The sequence below is a fragment of the Pedobacter psychroterrae genome, assembly GCF_004331695.1.
Lineage (GTDB): Bacteria > Bacteroidota > Bacteroidia > Sphingobacteriales > Sphingobacteriaceae > Pedobacter > Pedobacter psychroterrae.
Genome location: NZ_SJSL01000003.1, coordinates 20,880 through 34,967, shown reverse-complemented (window position 1 = coordinate 34,967; position 14,088 = coordinate 20,880). Strand labels below are relative to the sequence as shown.

Annotated in this window: 10 protein-coding genes; 5 read left to right on the top strand and 5 right to left on the bottom strand. The window is 42.3% G+C overall.

Features of this window, described 5'->3' with window-relative positions:
* Positions 1 to 82: 82 nt before the first annotated feature.
* Entirely contained in the window at positions 83 to 1,528 is a 1,446-nt protein-coding gene (locus EZ437_RS13970) for an alpha-L-fucosidase (RefSeq protein ID WP_205942717.1), read from the bottom strand.
* Between the two features lie 146 nt (positions 1,529 to 1,674).
* On the opposite strand from EZ437_RS13970, the gene EZ437_RS13965 reads away from it, so the two are divergent.
* The 3 genes from EZ437_RS13965 to EZ437_RS13955 all read left to right on the top strand — a co-directional run bounded on the left by EZ437_RS13965 (position 1,675) and on the right by EZ437_RS13955 (position 6,310).
* Entirely contained in the window at positions 1,675 to 2,364 is a 690-nt protein-coding gene (locus EZ437_RS13965; protein WP_131596677.1) for an SRPBCC family protein, read from the top strand.
* A 91-nt stretch (positions 2,365 to 2,455) separates the two neighbouring features.
* Entirely contained in the window at positions 2,456 to 3,781 is a 1,326-nt protein-coding gene (locus tag EZ437_RS13960; protein ID WP_131596676.1) for an alpha-L-fucosidase, read from the top strand.
* A 156-nt stretch (positions 3,782 to 3,937) separates the two neighbouring features.
* Positions 3,938 to 6,310: an ABC transporter permease gene (locus tag EZ437_RS13955; protein ID WP_131596675.1), complete on the top strand. Its 2,373-nt coding sequence runs from the start codon at positions 3,938 to 3,940 to the stop codon at positions 6,308 to 6,310.
* Between the two features lie 85 nt (positions 6,311 to 6,395).
* Here EZ437_RS13955 and EZ437_RS13950 read toward each other — a convergent pair whose 3' ends face one another.
* Positions 6,396 to 6,866 (bottom strand): DUF5362 family protein, encoded by a 471-nt coding sequence (locus EZ437_RS13950; protein WP_131596674.1) that lies wholly within the window; start codon positions 6,864 to 6,866, stop codon positions 6,396 to 6,398.
* Positions 6,867 to 6,962: 96 nt separating this feature from the next.
* On the opposite strand from EZ437_RS13950, the gene ychF reads away from it, so the two are divergent.
* Both ychF and EZ437_RS13940 read left to right on the top strand, forming a co-directional pair.
* Positions 6,963 to 8,057, top strand: a complete 1,095-nt coding sequence (gene ychF, locus EZ437_RS13945; protein WP_131596673.1) for a redox-regulated ATPase YchF — start codon at positions 6,963 to 6,965, stop codon at positions 8,055 to 8,057.
* Positions 8,057 to 9,754 carry a sensor histidine kinase gene (locus EZ437_RS13940; protein ID WP_131596672.1) on the top strand — a complete coding sequence of 566 codons (1,698 nt, stop codon included), beginning with the start codon at positions 8,057 to 8,059 and terminating at the stop codon, positions 9,752 to 9,754. Before ychF ends, EZ437_RS13940 begins: the two co-directional genes overlap by 1 nt.
* A gap of 17 nt (positions 9,755 to 9,771) precedes the next feature.
* On the opposite strand, the gene mgtE is transcribed toward EZ437_RS13940, so the two are convergent.
* The 3 genes from mgtE to EZ437_RS13925 form a co-directional block, all read right to left on the bottom strand.
* Positions 9,772 to 11,142 carry a magnesium transporter gene (gene mgtE, locus EZ437_RS13935; protein WP_131596671.1) on the bottom strand — a complete coding sequence of 457 codons (1,371 nt, stop codon included), beginning with the start codon at positions 11,140 to 11,142 and terminating at the stop codon, positions 9,772 to 9,774.
* 186 nt (positions 11,143 to 11,328) lie between these two features.
* Complete coding sequence (locus EZ437_RS13930; RefSeq protein ID WP_131596670.1) at positions 11,329 to 12,507, bottom strand: TlpA disulfide reductase family protein; 1,179 nt, start codon at positions 12,505 to 12,507, stop codon at positions 11,329 to 11,331.
* Between the two features lie 94 nt (positions 12,508 to 12,601).
* Positions 12,602 to 14,077 (bottom strand): RagB/SusD family nutrient uptake outer membrane protein, encoded by a 1,476-nt coding sequence (locus EZ437_RS13925; protein WP_131596669.1) that lies wholly within the window; start codon positions 14,075 to 14,077, stop codon positions 12,602 to 12,604.
* Positions 14,078 to 14,088: the final 11 nt, after the last annotated feature.

Genomic DNA, 14,088 nt, shown 5'->3' with positions numbered 1-14,088 from the left:
GCGCAAAGGTAATGCAAATTTTAATGTAATCACATTATTTTCAATTAATTATACATTAAACCTTTGGACTCAAGAGCTATACCTATGGCGCTGTGGGTTTTGGCAATGGTGGTGCGAGATAAACCCCTATCTCAGACAGCACTGGATCAGCATTAGGCTCAGTAATTATTATTCGTATTTTACTGCTGGTGATGGTAGGAAAAGCAAGGATTCTTTTGTGTCCGATAGTGGTTTGCTGATCAAGAAGCTTATAAGCTTTACCATCCCAATACATTACCATAAAAGAACTAATCCTTTGCCCCAATGAAATGTATTCCTGAAGCACAATGCGATTGAGCTGGGTGGGCTTGCCTAAATCTATGGTGATTGTAGCATTTTTAACCATTCCCCCTGTAGTCCAGTAGGTATTGGCATTACCGTCAGTCAGGTTTTGGGCACCATATTTTTTTCCCGCCTCGGTACTGGCTATCACTTTCTTTCCTTTGGCTAGATTGGTCTTAAACGACGCATCCAGATACCTGCGTAGTTCCATCAATCGTGTAGAATCATTTGGATGGATCAGGCCGTCCCTGTCTACAGGTACATTGAGCAATAAATTACCATTGCGGCCTACTGAAGTATGGTAGATCGATACCAGTTGCTCCAGTGTCTTCACTTTATCATCCGTGCTGGCGCTGTAGAACCATCCCGGCCTGATGGAAACATCCACCTCTGCAGGAATCCAGTACTTGCCATCTTCATTACCGGTATTCAGCACTGTCGCTTTAGGTGCGTCGGCCCCTACCCCAAATCCATCAGTATTCAGTGTAGACCAGTTGGTCTCGCCAGCTACCCCATTTTCATTACCCATCCAGCGGGCACCCGGGCCAATGTCACTAAATATAATTGCCTGAGGATTATGTTCATAAACTACGCTGTTAAACAATTTAAAATCATAGTCTTGCTTTTTCTCTCCCTCTCCTTTTGCACCATCAAACCATTGTTCAAATATGGGGCCGTATTGGGTATGCACTTCCTTTAAGGTTTTGGCAAATATCTCGTTGTATTCGGCTGTACCATACTTAGGGTGGTTTCTGTCCCATGGAGAAAGGTATACGCCAAACTTAAGACCATATTCTTTACACGCTGCCGAAAGTTCCTTCAGCACGTCACCTTTGCCATCCTTCCAGTTGCTTTCCCTGACAGTATGTGTACTGTACTTACTGGGGAACAAACAAAACCCATCATGATGTTTTGCTGTGATTATTATAGCTTTCATACCTGCAGCTTTTGCGGTACGCGCCCACTGACGGGCATCCAGTTTTTTGGGATTAAATACTTTTGGATCTTCATCCCCATGTCCCCATTCCTTATCAGTAAACGTGTTAGGCCCAAAATGGATGAACATATAGTATTCCATATTCTGCCATTCCAGCTGATGTGTTGTAGGGATTGCGCCATAAGGAGCGGGTGCTTTTTGTGCAAGCGCTGTTGAAGTAGTCGAAAGAGAGAAGAGTCCTGCTGCAATAAGGTAATGTATGGTTTTCATATGCCTGGTTAGTTGCCTAAAATTGCAATATAACAACTATTAATAATTATCTTAATTTGTCATTAAGCTAAAGGATTTTGGCATTATTTACATCCTGCAAAAACTTAAGCACCGTATATCTGTTATTGAAATAAAATAGCAGCTATATGGAACTACATCGACATAACTTAAGGCTAAAATCAGGCAATTTCTCTATTGAAAAACACCATTATGAAAACATCGGACTTACGGAACGAATGATATCCATGTTTTTGGGCGGAGTGTTAATCAGTCGAAGTATTACCAAACCATTTAAGTCGCGATTTTTGTATGGGGCTTACCTTAGCTACCGGGGTCTAACCGGCCATTGCCTGTTTTACGACCGTCTGGGAATAGATGCTACCAATCCAAAAGCCATAAATATAAGAGGTGAATTTGAGATAGAGCGCAGTCCGGCCGAGGTGTATGCCCATTGGCGGAATGTAGACAACCTTCCGGGGAGTATCAAGTATTTATTGAATGTGAAAGTTAGAGACGAAAGTCTTTCAGATTGGAAGTCCAGGATATTGAGCAAAGTATTTTCTATGAACTGGGATATAGAGATCGTCAAGGATGAGCCAGGCCACCTCATAGGTTGGCGTTCTGCCTATGGAAGCACCCTTGGACATGTTGGTAAGGTAACATTTGAGGAGAGCAAACATGGAGGAACAATGCTTAAAGTTGTTTTATCTTATCATCCACCTATTGGCGGGGTTGGTATTGCCTTAGGGAAATTCCTTAATCCATATCTGGAACACTTGTTAAAAAAAGAGATCAAAAATTTCAAGCATACTATTGAAGACAGGGTGCTGAGCTGACAATAGAATAATTCATTAAAATCGATATTTAGTTCATTGTTTGCTAAATTGGGACGGCTTAATTTAGGTGTTCTAACCAAAAACACACACAATGAAGCTATTATTCAATTCACTGATCTTTCTATTGCTCTTTTTCCAGCTAAATGCACAGGAAAAATCTGCCACTTCTTTAATCAAAACCCCTAAATCGGTATTGGATGATTTTATGGACCAGCGGTTCGGAATGTTTATCCATTGGGGCCCTGTAACACTTCGCGGTACTGAAATTGGCTGGAGCAGGGGCTTGGGTGTCCCAACTGAAGAATATGACAACCTGTATAAGCAATTCAACCCTCTTTTGTTTAGCGCAGATGCCTGGGTGAAGACCGCCAAAGATGCTGGTATGAAGTACCTGACAATTACCGCCAAACACCATGACGGTTTTTGCCTGTGGCCTACCAAATTCTCAGATTACAACATCATGAGTTCCCCTTACAAAAAAGACATATTAGGTGAGCTGGCCAAAGCCTGTAAAAAATACGGCATCAAGTTCTGCGTGTATTTTACTGTACTTGACTGGCATGACCCAAACTATCCGATACATATTTCAGGAGCTAAAGCAGATCCCAATGCAAATATGGACAAATTCGTAATGACCATGAAAAACCAGTTAGAAGAGATCATTACCCAATATGACCCTTATATGCTTTGGTTTGATGGCAACTGGGAAAGTCCCTGGACTCCGGAACATGCTGTAGATGTGTATAGTTTCATTAAAAAACTAAATCCGAATGTAATCATAAACAACAGGCTTAAAAGCATTTCCACAAATGTAGCGGCAGGCAATGATCATTCTATATTGAGTCCGACGGCCATTGGCGATTATGCGACCCCTGAACAAAAGATCGGTACTTTAAACATGAAAGACCCCTGGGAAACTTGCATGACCATATGCGAACAATGGGCATGGAAACCAAACGACAACATGAAATCCCTAAAGCAATGCCTTCAGACCCTTATCAAAACTGCTGGCGGAAACGGCAACCTGCTCTTTAATGTAGGCCCTCAGGCAAACGGACAAATTGAAGAGCGGCAGGTAAAAAGACTTAAGGAAATGGGCGACTGGCTAAAGATTTATGGTGAAAGCATTTATGGCACCAAGGGAGGACCTTTTGTGCCAAATGAAACATACGCTGCTACACGCAAAGCTAAAAAGCTTTTTATCCATGTTTTTGAAAGAAAATCTGCTACCCTCTCTTTGCCTGTATTGCCAGGAATTAAGGTCAATAAGGCTTATTTTCTGAAAGGTGCTAAAATAACCTATACACAGGATACCAATGGATCGGTCACGCTCCAGTTGCCGGAGCAACTGCCCAATGCTGATGCTTCTGTAATTGTTCTGGAACTCAATACCAATGCAGGGGATATCCCGGTATAAAACATTGCAAACATATGTGTAGGTATCGTTCAAATACGTACACGTACTGTTCAAAACCGCACACCAACAGTTTAAATTCCTTATCTTAATGCCGTTAGCCGATCTTTATCTGAAATGGCATACGGATTGAATCCGTATGCGAAATAAACCCTGGATATGTTCCGACATCACCTTTTACTTGCCTACAGAAATTTTAAAAGATATAAAAGTTCTTTTTTCATTAACCTCATAGGTCTCACCGCCGGGCTCTCCTGCACCTTGCTCATTTACCTTTGGGTAAATGATGAAGTACAGATGGATGGGTTTCATGACAAAACCGTATACCAGGTAATGCAGAATGAACACATTACAGAAAGGGTCAATACCGTAGATGGTACGCCCGGAATATTGGCAGAAGCACTTGCTAAAGAGGTGCCTGATGTAGCCACAGCTGTGACCACCTCACCTGCTTACTGGCTGGCCAAAAGCAAAATAGCATTGAATGGTAAACCTCCGGTCAATGCTGCCGGTAAATTTGCAGGCAAGGATTTTTTTAAAGTATTTTCTTATCCGCTGCTATCAGGAAGTGCAGACAAAGTACTGGCAGAAAAAAACACAGTAGTCGTATCAGAAGCACTGGCTATGAAACTATTTAATTCCCTTGACGTCATTGGCAGAGAAGTAATATGGACCAATGCAGAGATGGAGGCAGAAAGCCATGCGCTGATCTCGGGCGTATTTAAGAATGTACTACGCAATTCTTCTGACCAATTTGATTTTCTTGTGTCACTGGATGTATTACTGACTGCAGGAAATGCAACCTATGCAAAATGGAATAATTACGGTCCAAATACATTCGTATCGCTCAAAAAAGATGCGGATCCTAACTTGTTTAATACCCGGATCAGAGATTTTTTAAAAGAAAAGGGTGTGAAAGATTATACCTTGTTCATCAGGCCATATGCAGATAGCTACCTCTACAACCAGTTTGAAAACGGGGTGGTAGCCGGGGGCAGAATAGATTATATAAAGCTGTTTTCCCTGATTGCTGTATTTATACTGATCATTGCTTGTATCAATTTTATGAACCTTTCTACTGCAAAAGCATCTAGAAGGCTAAAGGAGATTGGGGTTAAAAAAGTGATGGGTGTATCCAGAAGATCACTCATGCTGCAGTATCTATCAGAATCTATGATGCTTAGTTTAATAGCGATGTTCGTTTCATTGCTGATTGTAGAACTGGCGCTACCACAGTTCAACAACATGACAGCAAAGCATTTATCTCTTAGTTTTAGTCCGGGCCTTGTATTTCCACTACTTGGGATTACCATTTTTACGGGTTTAATTTCTGGGAGTTATCCTGCTATATACCTCTCAGGACTTAAACCTGCTGCTGCGTTGAAAGGAAAGATCAGGTTAACCTCAGGAGCCATGTGGACCCGGCAGGGACTGGTCGTATTTCAGTTTGCTGTTTCAGTGATATTGATTGTGGCAGTACTGATCATCCATAAACAAGTGGAATATGTACAGACAAAAAACCAGGGCTATCAAAAGGACAATGTACTATACTTTGAAACGGCAGGAAAATTTAACGGCAATGCAGGTTTTGCAGTTGAACAAATAAAGAAAATCCCTGGAGTGGTCAATGCGTCCAGCATCAACCGGGAGTTTTTGGGTGATCTGAGCTACACTACCGGTGTTTTCAACTGGGAAGGCAGAGATCCTAAGGAAGTGATTAAATTTCAACGTGCCGATGTCAGCACAGGGCTGATAGAAACATTGGGAATACAAATGGCGGCAGGCAGAAGCTTCTCTGAAAAATTTACATCAGATACCTCAAAGATCATTATTAATGAAGCAGGTATAAAAGTGATGCGTTTAAGAGACCCTGTAGGTAAAATATTTACCCTTTGGGGAGAAGATATGCAGATCATTGGTGTGATAAAAGATTTTCATTTTGAATCCATGCACCAGCAGATCAAACCAATGTTTATAAGATATAAACCAACCGGAACCAACAGGATCATGGTAAAGATCGCTTCCGGAAAAGTGAAAGAGGCACTGGCAGGACTTGGGGAGTTCAATAAAACTTATAATCCTGGCTTTCCACTTGATTATAAATTTCTGGATCAGGATTTTCAGGCACAATATGTGGCTGAAACCCGGGTCAGCCTCTTGTCTGGATACTTTGCCGTATTGGCTGTACTGATCTCGTGTTTAGGATTATTTGGTCTGGCCTCATTTACCGCCGAACGACGATTTAAAGAAATCGGTATCAGAAAGGTACTGGGTGCTACAAATTTAAGTGTCGTTTATATTCTATCCAGAGATTTTACCAAGCCTGTGTTGATAGGAATATTGATTGCCTTGCCCATAGGGTATGTATTCAGCAGGCTCTGGCTGGCTTCATTTGCCTATAAAATTGAGCTGCAACTTTGGTTTTTTATGGCCGCAGGATTTATGGCCTTGTTGATCTCGCTGATTACGGTAATTTTTCAGGCATATAAAGCTGCGGGAATAAATCCTGTACAGGCCATCCGTGCAGATTAAAAAGGACTGACATCCATTAGCCCTTTTTAAAACCAAATTGTATATTATTGAGTGACCTGGCAAAAGTATACAAGATCTAAAAAAACTAAGAAGCCACACCCGCAGCCCCTATACCTGCTATTATCCCAAACAAGAAGATGAGTCCGTAAAATGCAAGAACCACTATCATCAGGATGCCCCAAAACTTAAAAAAAGACTTCATCTTGCCCATTGCAATGCTTAAAGTGGCCTGGTCTGCAAAAAGTACTGCTTTCTTTGCAGCATTTGCATACTTAAACAACAGCAAGCTCGGATAGAAATAGATAAGTGCACAAAACAGCAATACTACGGTAAGTCCGGCTGTACCCAAAGCGGCGTAAGGGTTTGCAGCTCCCATGGCATTGTTCATCAGCGACATAAATGCCCCCACACCAAATGTACATAACACCATCAGTGCAGTGAACACAAATCCAACTATCGACAGAAAATTTGCCCATTTGGCAGTCTCATAGATGTAACTGCGAATGTCTTCGGTGATAATCAAAACTTCAGGTTCTTTTTCTTCAATATTTTCCATGTTGTGTTATTTTTTTTAGTTTATTGGTTCCCCTAAACATAAAGAATATTTTTAAAAAATTGATACCTTTGCGCCAAATCAAGAAAAAAAACATACATGGCATTACAATGTGGTATAGTGGGCTTACCAAATGTTGGTAAATCTACCTTATTTAACTGTTTATCAAACGCAAAAGCTCAGGCAGCTAATTTTCCTTTCTGTACTATTGAACCGAACATCGGGGTAATCACCGTTCCGGACGACAGGCTTACTAAACTGGAAGAACTCGTTAAACCCAAAAGCGTAGTGCCTAACACCATAGAAATTGTTGACATTGCAGGTCTGGTAAAAGGTGCTTCCAAGGGTGAAGGACTGGGCAATCAGTTTTTGGGCAATATCAGGGCTACCAATGCCATTATCCATGTGCTTCGTTGTTTTGACGATGGCAATGTCATCCATGTAGATGGTTCGGTAGATCCGATCCGCGACAAGGAAATCATTGATACAGAGCTTCAGCTTAAAGATCTTGATACCGTGACCAAGCGTATCCAAAAGGTGGAGAAAATGGCTAAAACGGATAAAGAAGCCAAAAGAACTTTTGATATCCTTTCCGTAATCAAAAGCCATGTTGAAAGCGGAAAATCTGTACGTTCCGCTGCGGTTTCTGCTGAAGATTTTGAATTCATACAGGACCTTGGGCTGCTTACCCAAAAACCCGTGATGTATGTATGCAATGTGGATGAGGAATCGGTGATAAATGGCAACGCTTATGTAGACCGTGTTAAAGAAGCTGTAAAAGATGAGAATGCTGAGGTATTGGTGATATCGGCTAAAATAGAATCAGAGATTGCAGAGATGGACAGCTATGAAGACCGCCAGGAATTTTTAGCTGATCTGGGCTTAACGGAATCAGGTGTTAATAAACTAATCCGTGCAGCATACCGGTTACTTGACCTATACACTTATTTTACAGCTGGAGTACAGGAAGTAAGGGCGTGGACCATTACTAAGGGCTTTACGGCCCCACAGGCTGCAGGTGTAATCCATACTGATTTTGAAAAGGGATTTATCCGGGCTGAGGTGATCAAATACGAAGATTTTGTGACACTGGGTTCTGAAAATGCCTGTAAAGATGCGGGTAAGCTGGGCGTAGAAGGAAAGACCTATGTAGTAGAAGATGGCGACATCATGCACTTCCGCTTCAATGTTTAATGAAGAAAAGCAGTGAAACACTTGTTCTGTCGAGGAAGATATTGCTGGCCTTCCTGGCATTTGTAGCAATTCTTGCGATAGCAGCGCTCCTTGTTCGTAATAACATCACCAACAAGCTGGCAATGATCTCTGATCTTACCCAGAGTTATAACGACAAGGTGAATCCGGAAGATGCGCTGCTGCTGCTTCATCAGGCGGAGGATGATTTTCAGGCTTCCTTATTAGATACCAATAGTGAGAAAAGCACGGCCTACAAGCGCACTCTTTTGCTGGCTTTCAACAAGATTGATACTTTGCTTACACAAAGTTCCGATACTTCACAGCTCAACCGCTCACAGCGAAAACAAGCTGGCCTATGGTATCAGAGAAAAATATATTTATCAGAGCGCTTGTTTGTGCTAAAGGATGATTTCGATTCTCTGCTGACGGTATATGGGGCTTATAATGTTGCTTCTAAAGAGGGGCAAAAGCCGGTTGTTGTCAATACCCCTGGCCGCAATCAGACTACTCAAAAAACCGACACACTTAAGAAGTTATTTGATACAGGTAAGAAGAAAGGGCTTTTTGGCAGAATAAAAGATGCCATTGTCAATAAACCAAGTACTACCACGGGCATTATTGAGATCAATCACAACAAGCAGACAAAGATATACGCGGAATCTGCTCAGGGCTTTGGGCGCAAGGGCGACAAAGCAACAAGGGAAAAGCTCCGGCGGCTACAGCAGAGTTATGGAAATTTACTTGATATGCAGCGTCGTTTGATAATCCTTAATTCAACTATTACCAGTGAGCTGGAGAGAATTGTCAATGAATTAAGAGATATTGACTACCAGATGACAGGCACCTTTAAAGACATGGCCTTCAAGAACTATAAGGAAACTACCTTATTGCTGAATAAATTTTATCTTGCCGCGCTGTTCCTGGTGCTCCTATTTGCCCTGCTGTTGATTGTGTTTATTACGCAGCTGAACAGATCTGAACTGCTGCTCAGGAAAGAAAATGAAAGATCGGTAAACACCGCAAGGCAAAAGATGGATTTGCTGCTGCATATGAGCCACGAGATTCGTAACCCGCTCACTGCCATTCAAGGCCTTTTGAATGTTTTTAGCAAGACCAGCCTCTCAGAACGCCAAACACAAATGCTCAAATCTATTAGAAGGTCCTCTGACATGCTACTGCATACTGTGAATGACACACTGGATGCGGCAAAGATGGAAGACAGTCAGTTAAAGATTAATACAGTAGCTTTTAATCCTGATTTTACCATCCAACAGGTGATAGAAAGCATGAGCTACAGTGCGGAGAAAAAGAAGCTTTCATTGTGCTATAACTTTGCAGGAGATAAAAACGCACTGGTACTTGGCGATGATTTCCGGTTAAAACAAGTTTTGGTCAACCTGCTGAGCAATGCCATAAAATACACACCTAATGGTGGAATTACTGTACAAGCCGAACTGCAGAACGGAGACGCACTCCAGGTTGATATAGTTGATACCGGATCAGGGATCTCTGCTGATCAGCTACCAAACCTTTTTTCTAAATATTATCAAACCAGTTCGTCTAAAGGACAGGTAGGTACTGGCCTTGGCCTATATATATGCAAACAGCTTATTGAGATGCAGGGAGGTAAGATCAGTGTAAAAAGCGATCCATCAAAAGGTACTACCTTCAGCTTTTTCATCCCATACAAAAAATAAGGATACCTGAAGACCTGCTACAGCAATACACCCTTTAGAAACAGCAGGGCCATGCTGAAGTAAATGATTAGACCTGTTACATCAACCAGCGTTGCCACAAATGGTGTAGAAGATACCGCAGGGTCAGCACCTAGTTTTTTCAAGAGTAAAGGAAGCATAGAGCCCATCAAGGTTCCCCAAAGTACTACACCTACCAGTGAACAGCCAACTACCAGGGCAATCCGGGTTGGTTCTTCCAATGATCCTGAGATCAATTGCCAGCAGATAATCACCGAAAAGCTGAGCAGGCATAGGGTGGTTCCCAGAAAAATGCCTGAAAATATCTCTCTGCGCATTACCCGCCACCAGTCCTTAATGGTGATCTCACCGAGTGCCATAGCCTGTATGATCAATGTGGCAGCCTGCGACCCGCTATTTCCTCCACTGGAAATAATGAGTGGTATAAAAGTAGCCAGAATCACTACTTTTTCAATTTGGCTCTCAAAATTAGACATCGCAAATATAGTGAGGAGCTCTCCAAAGAACAGCACGATTAACCATACTACCCGCTTTTTATAAAGTTCAAAAACAGGCACGTCCAGGTAAGGTTCGTCGAGTGCCTGGGTACCTCCAATCTTATGAATATCTTCTGTATACTCCTCATTGGCCAACCAAAGAATATCATCTACCGTGACAATGCCAAGCAGTATATAATTGTCATCTACTACCGGCAGTGCCACCCTGTTATTCATTCTAAATACATTGATGGCTTCTTCCTGTGGGTCAGTAACTTTAAGCGCTATAAGCCGCTGATCGGTCAGGTCGCCTATTTTTGCCTCGGGATCTGCAAGAAGAATTTCCCGTATCCTGATATCATCAAGGAGTACACCGTCTTTGTCAATTACATAGATGACATCAATTGTTTCAGAGTTTTTGCCATACCGCCTGATGTGAGAAAGTACCCGGTTTACCGTCCAGTCGATCTTTACCGCCACATAATCCGGTGTCATCAGCCTTCCCACACTGTCCTCTTCATACCCTAAAAGCGAAAGGGCTTCTATCCTGTCTTTGGCCGGCAATAAAATGATGAGCTTTTTAACTGCATCACCTTTCAGCTCGCTGAATAAGGAAGTACGGTCATCAGGAGGCAGGAGGTTAATGAGTTCAGTTAGCTTATTTCCAGGGAGTTTCTTAATGATCCTTTCCTGAGTTGGAAAGTCAAGAATCCTGAATACGTTTACTGCTCTTTTGCTGGATAATGTTTCAATGAATTTAACGGCATGCTGTGGAAGTTCATCTATCAGGTGTTCTACATCTGAAATATTCAGATCGTCCAGATATGCCTTTAACCGGGCATCATCTTCCTGCTCTAAAAGCGCTGTGATCTCTTCAACAATCATTTCTTCCATATGCGCGTTATGTTTACATCGTTGTACTGATTTACGGGAATGCAAAAGTGCCTTTTTATTTTTAAAAAAGGCACTTTTATATGAGTTAATTCCTTAGCAAAATTATTTTGTAGTAATACCTGTCAAAAGAGTGACAGCATAACTGCTCAGGTCATATTTCAAGTTCAATTGTATAAGTGTACTAATTTATTTTAATACAGAGGCCAGTTTTTGCTGCAGTTCTTCACCCCTCAGGTTTTTTGCTATGACCACTCCGTCAGGATCTATCAAAAAGTTTTGAGGGATAGCACTTACACCATACAATTTGGCTGCTTCGTTGTCAAAAGACTTTAGATCAGACACCTGTGTCCAGTTTAACCCATCGTTCTCGATGGCCTTCAACCAAGCCTGTTTACCACTTTTTGAATCAAGCGAAACACCTAAAATGGTAAAATTCTTATCTTTATAGGTTTCATAGGCTTTGACCACGTTGGGATTCTCCGCCCTGCATGGTGCGCACCAGCTGGCCCAGAAATCTATCAGTACATACTTGCCTTTAAAAGAAGAAAGGCTGACCAGTTTATCATTAGTATCATTTTGTGTAAAATCTTTTGCCCTAGAACCCAATGGAACCATATCATCGAGGGCTTTTCTTTTCGCAGCTGCTTCCATTTCTGCTTCTCTGCGTTTAGCGAGCGTTGTATCGATGGCAAGGCCGAGTTTTGAAGTCTTTAGCTCAGCCGGAAAAGTACTATACAGCGTATCTATCATAGCGGGGGTCACAAATCCGGATGCAATCAGTGCATAGGTAAAATAAGGGCTGGCAGGAGATGCAGGGTTTTTTCGCACATAAACGATCATATTAGTAAGAGCGCTCCCCAGCAGGTTGTTTGACTTGGATGTCACCTCCTTTTTTAATGCTTCATCTGTTTTGTATGCTTCGCTCTCGATAATTTTCTTTATGGCAGCAGATTCATTAAATGAAAACCTAGTCACTTTAAGGTATTCAGTATGCGCATTGCTGCCGGTTCCTGTAACCATAGCATTGCTGATGGTCTGATCTGAAACAATATTGATCACACCCTTGTCAAGCATCAGGTTGTATTGGTCAGCCGGTGATTTCACACCGTCTTTAGTTAAGGCTATCATGGCTACTACCGAAGCATCCACATCCCCTTTAAAACTATACTTACCGTTGGTAACCACACTGCTATCTGCAGATTTTCCCGTTACCTGATCATATCTTAAGTAGACTTTTGTGGGTGTCATGTTTGTCAGGCTGCCATTGATGATAAAACTCTTTTTTTCCTGTGCTATCGTCTGCAGCATTATCAGGCAAAGAAAAAAAGTACAGTATGCTATGTTATTTTTAATTGAAGTTTTCATGAGTTTCTAGTTATTGAAGAATGAAGCAATCATGAGTCAGGCACCCCTACCGGTATCTGGCCCATGATGGCTTTAACAAATAAGTGTATGTAGATTAATTATATTCAGGTGCCTGTGTCAAGTTTGGATTGGCAATTACATCAGTAGCCGGGATAGGCCAGATCTGTTTAAAGCCAGACCAGGTTCCGCCCTTTAGCGGAGCGGCTACATTCATTACAGCATCAATCAGCCCTGTACGCTTAAGGTCGTAAAAACGATGGCCAAATTCTGAGAACAACTCTGTCCTGCGCTCTTTGAGAACCGCATTGATCATTTCTGCCTGTGTAGTTGCTGTAATGCCACCTAATGAGGCCCTGTTTCTTACTGCGTCCACATCAGTCTTGGCCCCACTCAGATTGTTCAGCCGGGCCCTGGACTCAGCTCGGATAAGGTATTGCTCTGCCAGCCTTAACACGATATTGAATTCTGCACCCACTACATTTGTTTTGTATTTATTGGGAAAGTAGAAACGTCCGGCTGTTGGCGATGCCGTTGTGATAGTCAGTCTCAGCCAGTTGGTAACCCTGGCATCATTGGCTTCAAAGGAATTGAATAATGACTCACTGATAGGCGTCATGGAAAAAGTAGCCATATTAGCTGATGTTGGTGCTTGTGCAGGCATACCTGCGTTGTACAGACCATAATCCCTTACAAAAGTAGCCCCTGTATTGGCCATTGGTGCCAGTGCCCAGAGCGTTTCCCTACTATTTGCCAGGAAGGCCAGACCCGGAGCTACCAGTTCATAAGCCGTAGTATTATTGATGACTTTAGCAGCAGCAGCTTCCGCATTGGCCCATTCCCCATTGTACAGGTACACACGGGCTAGCAATGCACTTGCCACAAATTGATTCGGCCTCGCACGATTAGGTGTTACCACGCTCAGTCCGTTCAGATAGGTAGTACCCAGCAGGCTTTCTGCCTGTTTCAGGTCATTGATCATTTGAGTCACCACAAGCGCTTTAGAACTCCTTGCCAGCACATTATTGGCAAGATAATTTGAAGTAGTGGCCAATGGCACATCACCATACAAATTTATCAGGTCAAAATAAGAAAATGCACGTATAAACAATGCTTCTCCCAGCCATTGGTTCTTATTCACCAGTTTACCCTGGTTTGCCGTGATTCCTTCTATCGCCAGGTTGGCATAGTAAATCTGCTTGTACAGGACGCTCCATTGTGTAGAATAGGCAGCAGTAAGCGTGTTGGCATGAAATACCCCGCTTGTTAAATAGGCTGTGTTTGAGGTACTGTTTGGATTGATCAGCTGAAAATCATCGATGTAGAGTGAAGTACGGTAACCGATAGATTCATTGTTGTTGCTTCCGCCATAAGCGGAATTGCTGGCGGCACTACTCAGTATGCCGGTGATCACCGCCCCTGCCGAATTATCGGTCAGATAGGCTCCATCAGCAGCCAGTTTATCAGTAGGCAATGGTATTTCCAGGAAGTTTTTACAGCCTGAAACCAGGATAAGGCACAGCATCAATGCTAAAGCTAATGTGCCGGTATGGATTATATTTTTTTGTTTCATTGTTCTTTCAG